Origin of the sequence: Streptomyces sp. NPDC058637 (genome assembly GCF_042717325.1) — a bacterium.
Lineage (GTDB): Bacteria > Actinomycetota > Actinomycetes > Streptomycetales > Streptomycetaceae > Streptomyces.
In genome coordinates this window covers 152,425-169,821 of record NZ_JBHXRD010000006.1, presented here as the reverse complement: position 1 = coordinate 169,821, position 17,397 = coordinate 152,425, and the positions used below count along the sequence as shown (strand labels likewise).

The window sequence follows — 17,397 nt, the reverse complement described above, 5'->3', positions numbered from 1 at the left end:
CCATGGCCATGGAAAAGATGTCCATCGCGAAGGCGCTCAACGAGTCGCTGCGCAAGGCCCTCGACACCGACCCCAAGGTCCTCATCATGGGTGAGGACGTCGGCAAGCTCGGCGGCGTCTTCCGGATCACGGACGGGCTGCAGAAGGACTTCGGCGAGGACCGGGTCATCGACACCCCGCTCGCCGAGTCAGGCATCGTCGGAACGGCCATCGGCCTCGCCCTGCGCGGCTACCGCCCGATCGTCGAGATCCAGTTCGACGGCTTCGTCTTCCCCGCGTACGACCAGATCGTCACGCAGCTCGCCAAGATGCACGCCCGCGCGCTCGGAAAGATCAAGCTGCCGGTCGTCGTCCGCATCCCGTACGGCGGCGGCATCGGTGCCGTCGAGCACCACAGCGAGTCGCCCGAGGCCCTGTTCGCGCACGTGGCGGGCCTGAAGGTCGTCTCCCCCTCGAACGCGAGCGACGCCTACTGGATGATGCAGCAGGCCGTGCAGAGCGACGACCCGATCATCTTCTTCGAGCCGAAGCGGCGCTACTGGGACAAGGGTGAGGTCGACACCGAGTCCATCCCCGGCCCGCTGCACAAGGCCGTCGTGGCCCGCGAGGGCGCCGACCTCACGCTCGTCGCGTACGGCCCGATGGTGAAGGTCTGCCTGGAGGCGGCCGCGGCCGCGCAGGAGGAGGGCAAGTCGCTGGAGGTCCTGGACCTGCGGTCGATGTCCCCGATCGACTTCGACGCCGTGCAGAAGTCCGTCGAGAAGACCGGCCGGCTCGTCGTGGTCCACGAGGCGCCGGTGTTCTACGGCTCCGGGGCCGAGATCGCCGCCCGCATCACCGAACGCTGCTTCTACCACCTCGAGGCACCGGTGCTGAGGGTCGGCGGCTACCACGTTCCGTACCCGCCGGCCCGGCTCGAGGACGAGTACCTGCCGGGTCTCGACCGGGTGCTCGACGCCGTCGACCGCTCGCTGGCGTACTGAGGAGAGGGCTCGTGACGACGATGACCGAAACGTCTGCTCGCTTCCGTGAGTTCAAGATGCCCGACGTGGGCGAGGGACTCACCGAGGCCGAGATCCTCAAGTGGTTCGTCCAGCCCGGCGACACCGTCACCGACGGCCAGGTCGTGTGCGAGGTCGAGACGGCCAAGGCCGCGGTCGAGCTGCCGATCCCGTTCGACGGGGTGGTGCACGAGCTGCGCTTCCCCGAGGGCACGACCGTCGACGTCGGCGAGGTGATCATCGCGGTGGACGTGGCACCCGGCAGCGGTGACGCCCCGGCCGCGGAGGCGACCCCGGCACCCGTCGCGCAGCCGGTGGCGGAAGCGGAGCCGGAGGCCCCCAGGGGCCGGCAGCCGGTGCTGGTCGGCTACGGCGTGGCCGAGAGCTCCACCAAGCGCCGCGCCCGCAAGGGTGTCGAGGTCCCCGGTCCGGCCGCCGCCGCCGTCCAGGCCGAGATCAACGGCCACGGTGCGGTGGTCCCGGAGAGCCGGCCGCTCGCCAAGCCGCCGGTGCGCAAGCTCGCGAAGGACCTGGGCATCGACCTCGCGACGGTCACCCCGACCGGCGAGGGCGGCATCATCACCCGCCAGGACGTCCACGCGGCGGCCGTTCCGGCCGCGGCCGAGGCTCCCGCCCCGTCGCCCGTACCCGCGGCGGTCCAGGTTCCGGCCGAGCCCGAGCGGGCCGCGAGCCCCGTGGCCGCGGGCGCCCGGGAGACGCGTGTCCCGGTCAAGGGCGTACGCAAGGCCATCGCGCAGGCCATGGTCGGCAGTGCCTTCACGGCGCCGCACGTCACGGAGTTCGTGACGGTCGACGTGACGCGCACGATGAAGCTGGTGGCGGAGCTCAAGGAGGACAAGGACATGGCGGGGGTCCGGGTCAACCCGCTCCTGATCATCGCCAAGGCCCTCCTGGTCGCGATCAGGCGCAATCCCGAGGTCAACGCGGCCTGGGACGAGGCCGCCCAGGAGATCGTGCAGAAGCACTACGTCAACCTGGGTATCGCCGCGGCCACCCCGCGCGGTCTGATCGTGCCGAACATCAAGGACGCGCAGGACAAGACCCTGCCGCAGCTGGCCGCCGCACTGGGCGAACTGGTCTCCGTGGCCCGCGAGGGCAAGACGTCCCCCGCGGCGATGGCGGGCGGCACGGTGACCATCACGAACGTCGGTGTCTTCGGCGTCGACACGGGCACGCCCATCCTCAACCCGGGCGAGTCCGCGATCCTCGCGGTCGGGGCGATCAAGCTCCAGCCGTGGGTCCACAAGGGCAAGGTGAAGCCCCGCCAGGTGACCACGCTGGCCCTGTCGTTCGACCACCGGCTGGTCGACGGCGAGCTCGGCTCCAAGGTGCTCGCGGACGTCGCCGCGATCCTGGAACAGCCGAAGCGGCTGATCACCTGGGCCTAGCGCCTTTCGTTCGGATCAGGCCCCGCGAGCCCGGCATGATCCGAGCGAGAGGCCCCGGCGGTCCGTCGCACAACGAGGGAGGGGCCTGCCGCATCGTGCGGCAGGCCCCTCCCCGTGTCATCCGGTCGCGTGCCGGGGCTACTTCTTGAAGCCGTAGTCCAGGAGCTTCTTCGCGTCCGCGGTGCGGGTCGTCGAGGAGGTCGAGGTGAGGACCGTCCCGATGATCGTCTTGCCGTTGCGGGTGGCCGCGAATACCAGGCAGTACTTGGCCGCCGGGCCGGAACCGGTCTTCACGCCGATCGCGCCGCTGTAGCTGCCGAGCAGGGTGTTGGTGTTGGTCCACGACATGTAGCGGTAGCCGCCGCTCTTCGTCGTGACCTTCTGCTTAGTCGACTTCGTCTTCACGATCGCGCGGAACGTGGAGCTCTTCAGCGCGCTGCTGGCGATCTTCGTCAGGTCGCGGGGCGTCGAGTAGTTCGAGCCGCTGCTGATCCCGTCGAACGAGTCGAAGTGGGTGTTCTTCAGGCCGAGGCTCTTCGCGCTGGCGTTCATCTTGCCGATGAAGGACTTCACCCGGGCCGCGCGGGTCGTGCCGGAACCGAACTTGTCGGCCAGGGCGTAGGCCGCGTCGCAGCCGGACGGCAGCATCAGCCCGTACAGCAGCTGACGGACCGTGACCTTGTCGCCGACGATCAGCCGGGCCGACGAGGCGTTCTTGGAGACGATGTAGTCGCTGTACGCCTTCTGGATCGTGACCTTGGAGTCCAGATTCAGATTCTTCTGGGCCAGCACCACCTTGGCCGTCATTATCTTGGTGGTCGAGCCGGTGGAGCGACGGGTGTCCGCGGATTTGCTGTAGAGCGCCTTCGCGGTGCCGTTGTTCATCACGAAGCCGCCCTTGGCGGCGATCGTGGGCGTCGGCAGTGTCGCTGCCTGCGCTGTCGAGGCGAGCGCGCTGCCTGCGAGGACGGCACCCGCGGTGAGAGCCACGGTGGCGGCAACGGTTGCGCGGTTTATGCCCTTAAGACTGATATTCAAGTCAAACGCTCCAAATACCCCTGTTTTGCGGCCGCATGAGGGTGCCGCTCGGTGGTGAGACTCATGAGGCGGGCGAATGGATGTGCTGCCGCAGGGGTGATTCAGGGAACCCCGCGTACGGAGGGCGGACTCCGGCACGAGCGTCGCGGGCCGGCCCGGCGTGGGGGCGCGGGAGGGCCGGCGTACGGGAGCACTGTCCGGCGTGCGGGCGGCGGGAACGGTGCGCGGACCGGTGTGGACCAGGGTGGACCGGGGTGCGGGCATTGCGCGGACCGGGGTGTTCGGCGGCGCGGAGGCGGCGCGCGGACCGGGGTGCGCGGGGCGCCCGGGTGTCCCGCATCGTGGAACCGTTCTGCCATGCGTGCATGTTGTATCTATGCTGTGTGCATGCCTGCCGCGTCTCCTGCTCCCGTCGAGCCCGCCAAGCCCCCCGTCAAGCAGCCTCCCGCCGCCGAACGCGTCTACACCCACATCAAGGAGGCGGTCCTCGACCGCCGCTACGAGGGCGGCACCCTCCTCACCGAGGGCGACCTCGCGGAAGCCGTCGGGGTGTCCCGTACGCCGGTACGGGAGGCGCTGCTGCGGCTGGAGGTCGAGGGGCTGATCAGGCTCTACCCGAAGAAGGGCGCCATGGTCCTGGCCGTCTCCGCGCAGGAGATCGCCGATGTCGTGGAGACCCGGCTGCTCGTCGAGGAGTTCGCGGCGCGCAAGGCCGTCCCCGCCTCGGCGCGGCTGATCGCCCGTCTCGAAGAGCTCCTGGAGGAGCAGCGTCAGCTGGCCGAGGCCGGCGACCTGGCAGCCGTGTCCGTCAAGGACCGCTGTTTCCACGCCGAGATCGTGAAGAACGCGGGCAACGAGATCCTCTCCCGCCTCTACGACCAGCTCCGCGACCGGCAGCTGCGGATGGGCGTCGCCGTGATGGAGGCGCACCCCGGCAGGATCGCCGCCAACATCACCGAGCACGGTGAACTGCTGGACGCCATCAGGGCAGGCGACGCCGAAGGCGCCGCGCAGGTCGTACGGCGGCACGTCAGCCGGGTCAAGGTGCTGGTCAGGGGTGAGGACCGGTGACGTCCGCCGCCCCCACCCTCGCCCTGCCCGGAGACCCGCCCGGCGGCCGGCGTGCCGCCTGGGTCTGGGGCATCGGGGTCGCCGTCTACTTCGTCGCCATCATCTTCCGTACGAGCCTGGGGGTCGCCGGCCTCGACGCCGCCGACCGGTTCGACGTCAACGCCTCGGCCCTGTCGACGTTCTCCATCCTGCAGCTGCTCGTCTACGCGGGCATGCAGATACCCGTCGGCCTGATGGTCGACCGGCTCGGGACGAAGAAGGTCCTCACCATCGGGGTGGTGCTGTTCACCCTGGGGCAGTTGGGCTTCGCCCTCTCCCCCTCGTACGGTATGGCGCTCGCCTCCCGGGCCCTGCTCGGCTGCGGCGACGCGATGACGTTCATCAGCGTCCTGCGGCTCGGCGCCCGCTGGTTCCCGGCCCGGAGCGGGCCGATGATCGGGCAGGTCGCCGCGCTCTTCGGCATGGCGGGCAACCTCGTCTCGACCCTCTTCATCGCCCGCGCGCTGCACGGATTCGGCTGGACCGCGACCTTCGCGGGCAGCGCGGTGGCGGGGGTGGTGGTGCTGGTCCTGCTGCTGCTCTTCCTGAGGGACCACCCGGAGGGGCACGAGCCGCCGCCGTCCGAGCACGCCGGTTCCGCGTACGTGCGCAGGCAGATCGCCGCCGCGTGGCGGGAGCCGGGCACCCGCATCGGCATGTGGGTGCACTTCACCACGCAGTTCCCCGCCATGGTCTTCCTCCTGCTGTGGGGCATGCCCTTCCTGGTGGAGGCCCAGGGGCTGAGCCGGGGCACCGCCGGTGAACTGCTCACCCTGGTGGTGCTCTCCAACATGGTGGTGGGCCTCGTCTACGGGCAGGTCATCGCCCGGCACCACGCGGCGCGCGCGCCACTGGCCCTCGGCACCGTCGGGCTGACCGCGCTGCTGTGGGCGGCCACGATCCTGCACCCCGGTGAACACGCCCCGATGTGGCTGCTGGTCACCCTGTGCGTGGTGCTCGGCTCCTGCGGACCCGCGTCGATGATCGGCTTCGACTTCGCTCGGCCCGCCAATCCTCCGGAGCGCCAGGGGACGGCGTCGGGGATCGTCAACATGGGCGGCTTCGTCGCCTCCATGACCACGCTGTTCGCGGTCGGTGTACTGCTCGACGCGACGGGTGACGACTACCGCGTCGCGTTCGCCTCGGTCTTCGTCCTGGAGGCGCTCGGAGTCGTACAGATCCTGCGGCTGCACGCCAGTGCCACACACCGGGAACGGGACCATCACGTCGTCAGCCGGGTGGAGGCCGTGCACGTCCCGGTCTGACCGTGCCCGGCGGCGCGCCCGTCCCGGTCCGCGTACGGGCGGGCGCCGCCGATCGGCTCGCTAGCGCGTCACCGCGAAGTGCCGCAGGATCGTCGCCGCCAGGTCCTGGTCGCCCTCGATCTTGATCCGGTCCTCCACCGCCTGCGGCCGTACCCTGCCGCAGGCCAGGCGGTAGTACGTCTCCCAGTCCGTCGCCAGCGTCACCGCGGGGCCCAGCGACGGCGCACCGTCGACCGAACCGCGCCCGTCGCCGTCCACCCGGACCGTGCGCAGGAACTCCACGGGGCCGTGCACATCGACGACCACCGCCGAATTGGGCGGTGCGCCCGCGTCCTTGGCGACCACGTCCGGCAGCGCGGCCAGCAGGGTGTCCCGCGCGACCAGGGCGCCGGGGGAGTCCAGGTTGCCCGGCTGACCCAGCGTCGTACGCAGGTCCTGCTCGTGCACCCAGACGTCGAAGGCGCGCATGTGCAGCGCCAGTTCCAGTGTCTGCTCGGCGCCCAGCGGTGCCCGGACCATGGTCTCGGGGGCGCGTGACTCGTTGCGCAGCTGACGCATGCGGCGGATGAGCGTGTAATCGAGCTCCGAGGTCATCTCCGGCGCCGTGTGGTGGCGTCGTACGTCGACCTGCATCTCCATGTAGCGCTGGTAGTCGTTCTGCACGTGGTAGAGGTCGCGCGGCAGCGTGTGGATCGGGCGCGGATCGCCGAGCTGTTCGCACTCCATGCCGATGACGTGCGAGACGATGTCGCGCACCGACCAGCCCGGGCAGGGCGTACGGCGGTTCCACTCCCCCTCGGCGAGCGGCTTGACCAGCTCGGCTATCGACTCGACGGAGTGGGTCCAGGCATCGGCGTAGGTCTGGAGGCTGGGATGGACGGTCACGGGACCCCTCGTGCGGTTCTGCGGTGCATGGGCTGGAGAGCAGGGAGTGCCGGCGGGCTGGCCGGCACTGACGGCGCTGTCTGCGGGCTGCGTGGGAGGTTCGCTCGCTAAGTTACGCTGCGAGCAGGCACCCCGGCAGTGCTTTCGTGTGACGATCGTAGGCCCGTGTTGACGTCTCTCATGCCAGGACGGTGGTAGTGTGCACGCCTCCCTCATCCAGATCGCAGTAAACCCGGACGAATCTGCCAATTCTCGTAGGGAGCGCGCGGCTTCACTGGTCGTGGCGCAGCGGGGAGCGGACCTGGTGGTCCTCCCCGAGCTCTGGCCGGTCGGTGCCTTCGCCTACACCGCGTTCGCGGACGAGGCCGAACCGCTGCGGGGCCCCACGCACGACGTGATGGCGAAGGCCGCGGCCGAGGCCGGTGTCTGGCTGCACGCGGGGTCCTTCGTGGAGCGCGCCGGGGACGGCACCCTCTACAACACCTCGCTCGTCTTCACACCCGAGGGTGAGCGGGCCGCCGCGTACCGCAAGATCCACCGTTTCGGCTTCGACAAGGGCGAGGCGGTGATGATGGGCGCCGGCGAGGAGCTCGTCACCGTGGCCCTGCCGCAGACCACGCTCGGCCTCGCCACCTGCTACGACCTGCGCTTCCCCGAGATGTTCCGGGGGCTCGTCGACGGGGGTGCCGAGACGCTGGTCGTCGCGGCCGGCTGGCCGGAGCGCCGCCGCTCGCACTGGACCCTGCTGGCGCGGGCCCGAGCCGTCGAGAACCAGGCGTACGTCCTGGCGGTCGGCACCGCGGGCACGCACGCCGGGGTCGAGCAGGCCGGGCACAGCACCGTCGTCGACCCGTGGGGCGAGGTGCTGGCCGAGGCCGGAGCGGGCGAGGAGGTGCTCACCGTGGAGTTCGACCCGGCGAGGACCGCCACCACCCGGGAGCAGTTCCCGGCCCTCAAGGACCGCCGTTTGGGCCTCGCCCCGCCGCGCTGAACACCGCGACGGGGGAACCCCTTGCCGCTTCACGGGGCCCTCCCTGTTTCACGTGAAACAGGGAGGCCCGGGCTCAGTCCTTCCCGTCCTCCTTGTCGGCGAGCACGATCACGCACACCGCCACCGCGACGAGCAGCGGCATGTCGGCGTCCTCCCGCACGATGTCGATCCCGTAGGTGTCCCGGACGGTGAGCCAGCGCCGGGAGACCTGTGCCAGCAGCTCGCCGTCGTAGTCGACGGCGAACTCGCGGTCCAGGATCTTGCCGCTGACGTCGAGTTCGGTACCGTCCACCAGCGTCACCCGGTAGTGGTTGCGCAGCAGTGAGAGCCGCTTCCGCTTGACCTTGGCGAGCTCCTCGCCGTCACGCTCGATGATCATCGTGTCGCGCAGGCTGACCAGCTTCTGGCGGATCTCCACCAGCACCCGGCCGTCGGTGTCCTTCAGCTCGAAGGTGTCGCGGAGCCGCATGGCCTTGCCGTCGACGAGGAAGACCTTGTGTCCGTCCGCGTCCTCGATCCAGTAGTCGTCGCCGACGGCGAACAGGCGCTCACGCACGAGAAGTCTCATGGATCACAGGTTCCCCGACGCCCCGTCGGAATGCGCGCAGGCCGCGGTGCTGTTGACTGGTGGCATGACAGCACGTGCACGGGTCCGCGCCCCCGAACTGATCGGCAAGGGCGGCTGGCTCAATACAGGCGACCAGCAGTACACCCTCGCTGACCTGCGAGGACGCATTGTGATCCTGGATTTCTGGACCTTCTGCTGTGTCAACTGTCTGCATGTCCTCGATGAGCTGCGCGAGCTGGAGGAGAAGCACCGCGACACCGTGGTGATCATCGGCGTCCATTCGCCGAAGTTCGTGCACGAGGCCGAGCACCAGGCGGTCGTCGACGCCGTCGAGCGCTACGCCGTGCACCACCCCGTCCTGGACGACCCCGAGCTCGCCACCTGGAAGCAGTACGCCGTGCGCGCCTGGCCGACGCTCGTCGTCGTCGACCCGGAGGGCTATGTCGTCGCCCAGCACGCGGGCGAGGGGCACGCCCACGCCATCGAGAAGCTCGTCCAGGAGCTGGAGGACGAGCACGCCGCGAAGGGCACGCTGCGCCGCGGTGACGGCCCCTATGTGGCGCCGGAGCCCGTCGCCACGCATCTGCGGTTCCCCGGCAAGGCGCTCGCCCTGCCCGACGGCGGCTTCCTGGTCTCCGACACGACCCGTCACCGGCTGGTCGAGCTGGACGCGGACGGCGAGACGGTGCGCAGGCACTTCGGTTCCGGTACGCGCGGGTTCGCGGACGGCGGCCCCGCCGAGGCCGGGTTCAGCGAGCCGCAGGGCCTCGCGGTCCTGCCCGACGGCCGGATCGCCGTCGCGGACACGGTGAACCACGCGATCAGGGCCCTCGACCTCGCCACGGGCCTGACGACCACGCTGGCCGGCACGGGACGCCAGTGGTGGCAGGGTTCCGCCACCAGTGGCCCGGCCACCGAGGTAGACCTCTCCTCGCCGTGGGACATCGCCTGGTTCGGCGACCGGCTGTGGATCGCCATGGCCGGGGTGCACCAGCTGTGGACGTACGACCCCGGCGCGGGAACCGTGCGGGTCGCCGCGGGCACGACCAACGAGGGGCTGGTCGACGGGCCCGGCGCCGAGGCGTGGTTCGCGCAGCCGTCGGGTCTGGCGGCGGCCGGTGACCGGCTCTGGGTCGCCGACCCGGAGACCTCCGCGCTGCGGTACGTGGACCTGGACGGAACCGTCCACACCGCCGTCGGCACCGGACTTTTCGACTTCGGCCACCGCGACGGCCCAGCCGAGCAGGCGCTCTTCCAGCACCCGCTGGGCGTCACGGCCCTGCCCGACGGCTCCGTTGCGGTCAGCGACACGTACAACCACGCGCTGCGGCGCTACGACCCCGAGAGCGGTGAGGTCACCACGCTGGCAACGGACCTGCGTGAGCCGAGCGACGCCGTGCTCGTCGACGGCGACCTGGTCGTCGTCGAGTCCGCCCGGCACCGGCTGACCCGGCTACGGCTCCCCGAGGAGGCCGTCAGGGTGGCCGACCGGGCCCATCGCACGCAGCGGGCCGCCACCGAGGTGGCGGCCGGCATACTCCGCCTGGACGTGGTCTTCCAGGCCCCCGCCGGGCAGAAGCTGGACACCCGGTACGGGCCCTCGACCCGGCTCCTGGTCTCCTCGACCCCGCCCGAACTGCTGGCCGAGGGTTCGGGGCAGGGCACGGACCTGGGCCGCGACCTCCGCCTGGCGGACGATGTCACCGAGGGCGTCCTGCACGTGTCGGCGATGGCGGCGTCCTGCGACGACGACCCGGCGAACGAGTATCCGGCCTGCCATATGCACCAGCAGGACTGGGGTGTTCCCGTCCGCGTCACCGCCGACGGGGTGGCCAGGCTCCCGCTGGTGCTGGCCGGACTGGACGAGCGGGGCTGACGGCTCAGGAGGGCGCCGGCGGGGCACCGCCGCGCCCTCCGGGTCGGCGACGGGCCACCGGCAGGTCACTGGTAGCGGCGCTCGTCCTCCGTCACGACCGTGGTGGTGGGCGGCACGACCATGCGGCGCCGCCGCGCGATGCTCACGTAGACGAACACCCCGACGAGGCCGACCAGCATCATGATCCAGCCGACCATGTCGACGTTGACGGTCTCGAGCTTCCAGTCGGTGGCGAAAGCGAGAATCGCCCCGGCACCGATCAGGAGTATGCATCCTCCGAGTCCCATGAATTCCGCCTCCTCGACGGCCCGGTGAATCCGGGCCGGTGTACGGGTCGGGTACCCGGTCCGGCGGCAACCATGTCCGGCGACCGCCGAGGAGACGGCGCGTCAGCCTGCCAGGAACGTCGCGAGCGCGCCGGCCAGGAGGTGCGGGTCGTCCGCGCCGCACAGCTCACGGGCACTGTGCATCGACAGGATCGCGACGCCGATGTCGACGGTCTGGATGCCGTGCCGGGCGGCGGTGATCGGACCGATCGTGGTACCGCAGGGCATCGAGTTGTTGGAGACGAAGGTCTGCCACGGCACACCCGCCTTCTCGCAGGCCGCCGCGAACACGGCCCGGCCGCTGCCGTCGGTCGCGTACCGCATGTTGACGTTGACCTTGAGGATCGGTCCGCCGTTGACCACCGGGTGATGCGTCGGGTCGTGGCGTTCGCCGTAGTTCGGGTGGATCGCGTGGCCGGTGTCGGAGGAGAGGCAGACGGTCCCGGCGAAGGCCCGGGCCCGGTCCTCGTACGAGCCGCCGCGGGCGAACACGGAGCGCTCCAGGACGCCGCCGAGCAGCGGCCCGTCCGCGCCCGTGTCGGACTGCGAGCCGTTCTCCTCGTGGTCGAAGGCGGCCAGCACCGGGATGTACGGGATCTCGTCGTCCGGCAGCCCGGCCACGGCGGCCAGCGCGGCCGTCGCGGCGTGCACGGAGAGCAGGTTGTCCATGCGCGGACCGGCCAGCAGCTCATGGTCCCGGCCCAGATAGGCCGGCGGTTCCACGGCGTGCGGCATCAGGTCCCAGCCGGTCACGTCCGCCGGGTCGACGCCCGCCTCCTCGGCCACGAAACGGATGAGGTCGCCCTCGTGGACGTCACCGAGCCCCCAGATCGGCTGCATGTGCTTCTGGCGGTCCAGCTTGAGGCCGTCGGTGTTCGCGGACCGGTCCAGGTGCACGGCCAGTTGCGGTACGCGCAGCAGCGGCCGGTCGATGTTCACCAGACGGTGGGTCCCGTCGCGCAGCGAGAGCCGCCCGGCCAGGCCGAGGTCCCGGTCGAGCCAGGTGTTGAGGAGCGTCCCGCCGTAGATCTCGACAGCGACCTGGCGCCAGCCGTGGGAGCCCGTGTCGGGCTGCGGCTTGACCCTCAGGTTCGGGGAGTCGGTGTGAGCCCCGGCGATCCTGAACGGGGTGTGCGCCTCGGCGCCCTCCGGCACGTACCAGGCGACGATCGCGCCGCCCCGCAGCACGTACTTCCCACCCGTGGTGGCGTCCCAGGCCGCCGTCTCCTCGACCTGCCGGAAACCGGCCTTTTCCAGCCGTGCGGCAGCGGTGGCTACGGCGTGGTACGGGGTGGGACCGGCCATGAGGAAGGCCATCAGGTCGTCGGTGTGCCCGCGGTCGAAGCGGAGGGGAGAGCTCATGTACTTCACTGTATCGACGGCCGCCGCGGAGGGTTCACGGTGGACGGCCGCCGCCCACTGACCTGTCCGAAAAGCAGCGCCGGGTGCCCGGCGCACTCAGAGCTTCGCGGACGGTTCCTCGCCGTTCTGCGCCTGCTGCGCGCGGTCGGAGAACAGTGCCGCGAGATCCTTGGCCTGTTCCTTGTCGAGCTTCTTCTCGCTGCGGGCGTCCGAGGCGACCCAGAGCAGCGCCGTACCCACCCGGATCTGGCCCGTGATGCCGTAAGCGCCGTCGTAGCCCACCGGGCCGCCCACGGCGTCACGCCGCGCGCCCACCGGCCCCAGGTCGGCCTCGTCCTTGCCCGCGGTGCGCGCGGTGTTCTTCCACAGCACGTCGTACGCGGCCTCGGCGGCCTTCTCGTCCTCGTACGCGACCATCCAGAACCGGGCCCGTGACTGCTCGTCCTCGCGTACGAACGAGGCGGAGCCCATGAACAGGGAGTCCTCGCACCCCTTGTCGCCCGCGGACGCACAGAAGCTGCGCCGGGCCAGGTCGTTCATCGGGGCGACCGAGGAGTCCTCCGTGAGGTCCCAGCCCGCGAGCGCGTCCTTGTCCGGCAGCACGGAGGTGACCTGGGCCCTGTCCAGCGCGGTCGCCTTGCCCTCGGCGTCCCCGCCGCAGCCCGTGAGCAGCAGAGCGGCCGCTCCGGCCGCCACCGCCCACCGCGCCGCGGGCCGTGTCCCGGCCGTTCCCGTCGAATTCGCACCCATGACCGCATCCCCCCTCGGAATCCACCGACGATCATAGGTACGGCCCGCCCCCGGCAGGGGACGGGCCGTACCTATTTCTGTGCGAAGAGCGTGAAGAGGACTAGAAGGCGGCCTCGTCGAGCTCCATCAGCGAGTTGTCCACGGACTCGGCGAGCGCGCGCTCGGCCGAGACGCCCGGCAGGACGTTCGCCGCGAAGAACTTCGCGGCGGCGATCTTGCCCTGGTAGAAGGCGACGTCCTTCGCGGAGGCGGTCGGCAGCTTCTCGGCCGCCACGGCCGCGCCCTTGAGCAGCAGGTAGCCGACGACGACGTCACCCGAGGCCATGAGCAGGCGGGTGGTGTTGAGGCCGACCTTGTAGATGTTCCTGACGTCCTCGCCGGTCGCGGTGAGGTCGGTGATCATCGTGCCGACGATCGCCTCCAGGTCCACGGCGGCCTTCGCGAGGTTGTCCAGCGCGCCGGACAGCTCCTCGTTGCCCTGGGCACCCGCGAGGAACTTCTTGATCTCCTCGGAGAGGGTGTTCAGCGAGGCGCCCTGGTCACGGACGATCTTCCGGAAGAAGAAGTCCTGGCCCTGGATCGCCGTCGTGCCCTCGTACAGGGTGTCGATCTTGGCGTCACGGATGTACTGCTCGATCGGGTACTCCTGGAGGTACCCGGAGCCGCCGAAGGTCTGGAGCGACTGCGCGAGCTGCTCGTAGGACTTCTCGGAGCCGTAGCCCTTCACGATCGGGAGCAGCAGGTCGTTGAGGCCGATCAGCGCCTTGGCGTCCTCGCCCGCGGCCTCCTTCACCTGGATCGCGTCCTGGACGGAGGCGGTGTACAGCACGAGGGAGCGCATGCCCTCCGCGTACGCCTTCTGCGTCATGAGGGAGCGGCGCACGTCGGGGTGGTGCGTGATGGTGACCTTGGGGGCCGTCTTGTCCATGAACTGCGACAGGTCGGTGCCCTGGACGCGCTCCTTGGCGTACTCCAGCGCGTTGAGGTAGCCCGTCGACAGGGTCGCGATGGCCTTCGTGCCGACCATCATGCGGGCGAACTCGATGATGCGGAACATCTGGCGGATGCCGTCGTGCTTGTCACCGATGAGCCAGCCCTTGGCGGGGTGCTGGTCGCCGAAGGTCATCTCGCAGGTGTTGGACGCCTTGAGGCCCATCTTGTGCTCGACGTTCGTCGCGTACACGCCGTTGCGCTCGGCGAGCTCGCCGGTGGTCCAGTCGAAGTGGAACTTCGGGACCATGAAGAGGGACAGGCCCTTGGTGCCCGGTCCGGCGCCCTCGGGGCGTGCCAGCACGTAGTGGATGATGTTCTCGGACATGTCGTGCTCGCCCGAGGTGATGAAGCGCTTCACACCCTCGATGTGCCAGGAGCCGTCCTCCTGCTCGACCGCCTTCGTGCGGCCGGCGCCCACGTCCGAACCGGCGTCCGGCTCGGTCAGCACCATCGTCGAGCCCCACTGCTTCTCGACGGCGATCTCGGCGATCTTCTTCTGCGCCTCGTTGCCCTCGTCGAAGAGGATGCCGGCGAAGGCGGGGCCGGAGGAGTACATCCAGACCGCCGGGTTGGCGCCGAGCAGCGTCTCCGCGTAACCCCAGATCAGGGAGCGGGGCGAGGTGGTGCCGCCGATCTCCTCGGGCAGGCCCAGGCGCCAGTACTCGGAGTCCATGAACGCCTGGTAGGACTTCTTGAAGGAGTCCGGGACCGGCGCGGTGTTGGTCTCGGGGTCGAAGACCGGCGGGTTGCGGTCGGCGTCGGCGTACGAGTCGGCGAGCTCGTTCTCCGCGAGGCGGGTGATCTCGTCCAGGATGGTCTTCGCGGTGTCGACGTCCATCTCCGCGAACGGTCCGGTGCCGTAGACCTTGTCGCGCCCGAGGACCTCGAAGAGGTTGAACTCGATGTCGCGGAGATTCGACTTGTAGTGCCCCATGGGAAGGCTCCGTAATCAATAGCAGTGGCGCGCAGCGCGCCGTGGAGGAGTGAGGATCGGGCGACGGGCCGGCGGGGATGTAACAGCTGACTCCTTCCATGATGCTACCCGCCAGTAATAAGACGCAACCCCTCAAGGCGTGGATGTGTCCGATTACTCTTTGTGGCATGTATGGCTACGACCAGAACCCGGGTGCACAGCAGCAGATGGGTGGCGGCTACGGCGAGCAGCCGCTGTATCCCGAACCCTCGCCGCCCTCCCTGGCGGACGCGGTACGGGCCTTCACGACGGGTTCGCTGTCCGCGGAGGACTTCCAGCAGATCTTCGCGACCTCGAAGGTCTACTGCCCGCGCGGCGACAACCCCGGCTTCCTGGCGCTCCACAACACCCAGCAGCCGGTGATCCCCATGTTCACCACGCTCAAGGAGCTCCGTCGGTACGCCGGCAAGGAGTCCAAGTACTTCGTGATCACCGGGGCCGAGGTGATCGACCTGCTGCCGACCGGCTACGGCTTCGTCCTGGACATGGAGGGTGATCACCGCATGGTCTTCGACGCCAAGGCGGTGGAGCAGATGGTCGACTTCGCGATGCGCCGCATGTACGGCTAGAGCCGCCCGCCCGGAGTGCGCCGGGCGCTGGATCGGCTGACCGGGAGGGGCTCGTACCGACAGGGTGCGGGCCCCTTTCCGGTGCTCGGAGGCGTCGGGGAATGGATGTTGCCTTGCCAGATGTTCATCATTCAACTAAATTGATGGCAGAAGACTCCCGGAGGTGGCTCCCATGCCCGCAGTGACCGTCGAAAACCCGTTGACCCTGCCGAAGGTCGCGGCCCAGGCCGAGGCCGTGGCGCGCCCCGTGCTCACCGTCACGACCGCGCCGAGCGGTTTCGAGGGCGAGGGGTTCCCGGTGCGGCGCGCCTTCGCCGGGATCAACTACCGGCACCTCGACCCGTTCATCATGATGGACCAGATGGGTGAGGTGGAGTACGCCGCCGGGGAGCCCAAGGGCACCCCCTGGCACCCGCACCGCGGCTTCGAGACCGTCACCTACCTCATCGACGGGAGCTTCATCCACCAGGACAGCAACGGTGGCGGCGGCACCATCGAGAACGGCGACACCCAGTGGATGACGGCCGGCAGCGGTCTGCTGCACATCGAGGCCCCGCCGGAGTCCCTCGTCATGTCCGGCGGCCTCTTCCACGGCCTCCAGCTCTGGGTGAACCTGCCCAAGGCCGACAAGATGATGGCCCCGCGCTACCAGGACATCCGCGGCGGCCAGGTCCAGCTCCTCGCGTCCCCGGACGGCGGCGCGCTCCTGCGCGTCATCGCCGGTGAACTGGACGGCCACGAGGGCCCGGGCATCACGCATACCCCGATCACCATGGTCCACGCGACGGTCCGCCCGGGCGCGGAGGTGACCCTGCCGTGGCGCGAGGACTTCAACGGCCTCGCGTACGTCCTGGCCGGCCGCGGGACCGTCGGGGAGGAGCGCCGACCGGTCCGTACGGGGCAGACCGCGGTGTTCGGCAAGGGGTCCTCGCTGACCGTCCGCGCCGACGAGGCGCAGGACGGCAACACCCCGGACCTGGAGATCGTGCTGCTCGGCGGGCGTCCGATCCGTGAGCCGATGGCGCACTACGGGCCGTTCGTGATGAACACCCAGGACGAGCTCAAGCAGGCCTTCGAGGACTTCCAGGCGGGCCGTCTCGGCACGGTGCCCGCGGTCCACGGAATGTGACGGAGCGCACGGGCGTACGGGTGACGGTCCGTCACCCGTACGCCCGTCCGGGCGGGCCGCCCCCGGCCGCCCGTGATCGGGTGGGAAGGTGCCTACCCGGAAGCCCCTCCTGCCCGACAGTGCGCGGCGGACGGCCGCCTGGTGCGGCGTCCTGCTCCTGGCCGCCGGTGTCGCGGCGGTGGCCATCTGGCTGTGTGTCGCCCTCAAGACCGCCGTCACCCCCGTGCTCCTCGCCCTGCTCGGCACGGCGCTGCTGGGGCCCGTGCACCGCTGGCTGACCGCGCACCGGGTGAACAGGTCGCTGGCGGCGGGGCTCACCTGTGCCGCGCTCGTCGCGGTGGTCGGGGGCGCCGGGTACATCGTCGTCACCGCGCTCGTGGACACCGGTGACCAGATCGTCAGATCGCTCAAGGACGCGGCGCAGTGGGTCATCGACCACTTCGACATCGCCGGGGTCGCGGACGTGGACGACCTCGCCGACAACGCCAGGGGCCTCGTCGAGAAGTTCGGCGCGAGCGCCGCGGGAGGGCTCCTCACGGGCATCAGCCTCATCGGCTCCCTCGTCACCACGGCCGTCCTGACCCTGCTGCTCACCTTCTTCTTCCTGCGCGACTCCGACCGTGCCGCCCACCTCGCCCACAGCATCGCCCCGCGCGGCACCGGCGGCCTCGTGGAGGCCATGGGACGCAGGGCCTTCGAAGCCGTCGAGGGCTTCATGCGCGGCACCACGTTCATCGCCCTCATCGACGCGCTGTGCATCACGGTCGGCCTGCTGGTCCTGCGCGTGCCGGGCGCGGTGGGGCTGGGGGCGCTGGTCTTCGTGGGCGCCTACATCCCGTATCTCGGGGCCTTCATCTCCGGGGCCGTCGCCGTGCTCGTCGCCCTCGCCGACCGGGGTTTCGTGATCGCGCTCTGGGCGCTGGGGGTGGTGCTCGCCGTCCAGGTCCTGGAGGGGCACGTGCTGCAGCCGGTCATCCAGAGCCGTACGGTCCAGATGCACCCCGCCATGATCATGGTCGCGCTGACCGCCGGTGCGAGCGTCGCGGGCCTGCTGGGCATGCTGCTCGCCGTGCCGGTGTGCGCCGCGGTCGTCGGCGTGATCGGCGAACTGCGCCGGGCCGCTGGGCTCCCGGACCCGTCCTGAGGACCCGC

The 17,397-nt window shown here is 70.3% G+C and carries 16 protein-coding genes; 9 read left to right on the top strand and 7 right to left on the bottom strand.

Features of this window, described 5'->3' with window-relative positions; translation table 11 throughout:
* Positions 1-2 precede the first annotated feature (2 nt).
* Together ACFWVP_RS08175 and ACFWVP_RS08170 are read left to right on the top strand one after the other, a co-directional pair.
* The gene (locus ACFWVP_RS08175; RefSeq protein WP_384494598.1) at positions 3-983 is read left to right on the top strand and encodes an alpha-ketoacid dehydrogenase subunit beta; all 981 of its coding nucleotides are present in this window, start codon (positions 3-5) and stop codon (positions 981-983) included.
* An 11-nt stretch (positions 984-994) separates the two neighbouring features.
* Positions 995-2,410, top strand: a complete 1,416-nt coding sequence (locus ACFWVP_RS08170) for a dihydrolipoamide acetyltransferase family protein (protein WP_384494596.1) — start codon at positions 995-997, stop codon at positions 2,408-2,410.
* 138 nt (positions 2,411-2,548) lie between these two features.
* Here ACFWVP_RS08170 and ACFWVP_RS08165 read toward each other — a convergent pair whose 3' ends face one another.
* On the bottom strand, positions 2,549-3,400 hold the full coding sequence (locus tag ACFWVP_RS08165; protein ID WP_384494594.1) for a D-alanyl-D-alanine carboxypeptidase family protein: 852 nt from the start codon (positions 3,398-3,400) through the stop codon (positions 2,549-2,551).
* Between the two features lie 435 nt (positions 3,401-3,835).
* On the opposite strand from ACFWVP_RS08165, the gene ACFWVP_RS08160 reads away from it, so the two are divergent.
* Complete coding sequence (locus ACFWVP_RS08160) at positions 3,836-4,519, top strand: GntR family transcriptional regulator (protein WP_384494592.1); 684 nt, start codon at positions 3,836-3,838, stop codon at positions 4,517-4,519.
* On the top strand, positions 4,516-5,823 hold the full coding sequence (locus tag ACFWVP_RS08155) for a nitrate/nitrite transporter (RefSeq protein ID WP_384494590.1): 1,308 nt from the start codon (positions 4,516-4,518) through the stop codon (positions 5,821-5,823). The genes ACFWVP_RS08160 and ACFWVP_RS08155 overlap by 4 nt, the downstream gene beginning before the upstream one ends.
* A 60-nt stretch (positions 5,824-5,883) precedes the next feature.
* On the opposite strand, the gene ACFWVP_RS08150 is transcribed toward ACFWVP_RS08155, so the two are convergent.
* A complete protein-coding gene (locus ACFWVP_RS08150) occupies positions 5,884-6,708 on the bottom strand; it encodes a maleylpyruvate isomerase family mycothiol-dependent enzyme (protein WP_384494588.1) in 825 nt (274 codons plus the stop codon).
* 199 nt (positions 6,709-6,907) lie between these two features.
* Between ACFWVP_RS08150 and ACFWVP_RS08145 the strand changes: the two genes are divergently transcribed.
* On the top strand, positions 6,908-7,699 hold the full coding sequence (locus ACFWVP_RS08145; protein ID WP_384494586.1) for a carbon-nitrogen family hydrolase: 792 nt from the start codon (positions 6,908-6,910) through the stop codon (positions 7,697-7,699).
* Positions 7,700-7,772: 73 nt separating this feature from the next.
* Here the strand turns inward: ACFWVP_RS08145 and ACFWVP_RS08140 are convergent, their stop codons facing one another.
* Positions 7,773-8,267 carry an LURP-one-related/scramblase family protein gene (locus ACFWVP_RS08140; protein ID WP_384494584.1) on the bottom strand — a complete coding sequence of 165 codons (495 nt, stop codon included), beginning with the start codon at positions 8,265-8,267 and terminating at the stop codon, positions 7,773-7,775.
* Positions 8,268-8,331: 64 nt separating this feature from the next.
* Here ACFWVP_RS08140 and ACFWVP_RS08135 point away from each other — a divergent pair, with 64 nt between their 5' ends.
* Positions 8,332-10,143, top strand: a complete 1,812-nt coding sequence (locus ACFWVP_RS08135) for an NHL domain-containing thioredoxin family protein (protein WP_384494582.1) — start codon at positions 8,332-8,334, stop codon at positions 10,141-10,143.
* 65 nt (positions 10,144-10,208) lie between these two features.
* Here the strand turns inward: ACFWVP_RS08135 and ACFWVP_RS08130 are convergent, their stop codons facing one another.
* From ACFWVP_RS08130 to ACFWVP_RS08115, 4 genes are all read right to left on the bottom strand, one after another.
* Positions 10,209-10,430 (bottom strand): DUF6458 family protein, encoded by a 222-nt coding sequence (locus tag ACFWVP_RS08130; RefSeq protein ID WP_384494580.1) that lies wholly within the window; start codon positions 10,428-10,430, stop codon positions 10,209-10,211.
* A gap of 102 nt (positions 10,431-10,532) precedes the next feature.
* Positions 10,533-11,831, bottom strand: a complete 1,299-nt coding sequence (locus tag ACFWVP_RS08125) for a M18 family aminopeptidase (protein ID WP_384494578.1) — start codon at positions 11,829-11,831, stop codon at positions 10,533-10,535.
* Positions 11,832-11,927: 96 nt separating this feature from the next.
* Entirely contained in the window at positions 11,928-12,581 is a 654-nt protein-coding gene (locus ACFWVP_RS08120; protein WP_384494576.1) for a hypothetical protein, read from the bottom strand.
* 100 nt (positions 12,582-12,681) lie between these two features.
* A complete protein-coding gene (locus tag ACFWVP_RS08115) occupies positions 12,682-14,508 on the bottom strand; it encodes an acyl-CoA dehydrogenase (protein WP_384494574.1) in 1,827 nt (608 codons plus the stop codon).
* Between the two features lie 167 nt (positions 14,509-14,675).
* On the opposite strand from ACFWVP_RS08115, the gene ACFWVP_RS08110 reads away from it, so the two are divergent.
* The 3 genes from ACFWVP_RS08110 (at position 14,676) to ACFWVP_RS08100 (ending at position 17,389) form a co-directional block, all read left to right on the top strand.
* Positions 14,676-15,116, top strand: coding sequence for an SseB family protein (locus ACFWVP_RS08110; protein ID WP_307126116.1), 441 nt, complete (start codon positions 14,676-14,678; stop codon positions 15,114-15,116).
* A gap of 172 nt (positions 15,117-15,288) precedes the next feature.
* A complete protein-coding gene (locus tag ACFWVP_RS08105) occupies positions 15,289-16,245 on the top strand; it encodes a pirin family protein (RefSeq protein WP_384494573.1) in 957 nt (318 codons plus the stop codon).
* 88 nt (positions 16,246-16,333) lie between these two features.
* On the top strand, positions 16,334-17,389 hold the full coding sequence (locus ACFWVP_RS08100; protein WP_384494571.1) for an AI-2E family transporter: 1,056 nt from the start codon (positions 16,334-16,336) through the stop codon (positions 17,387-17,389).
* Positions 17,390-17,397: the final 8 nt, after the last annotated feature.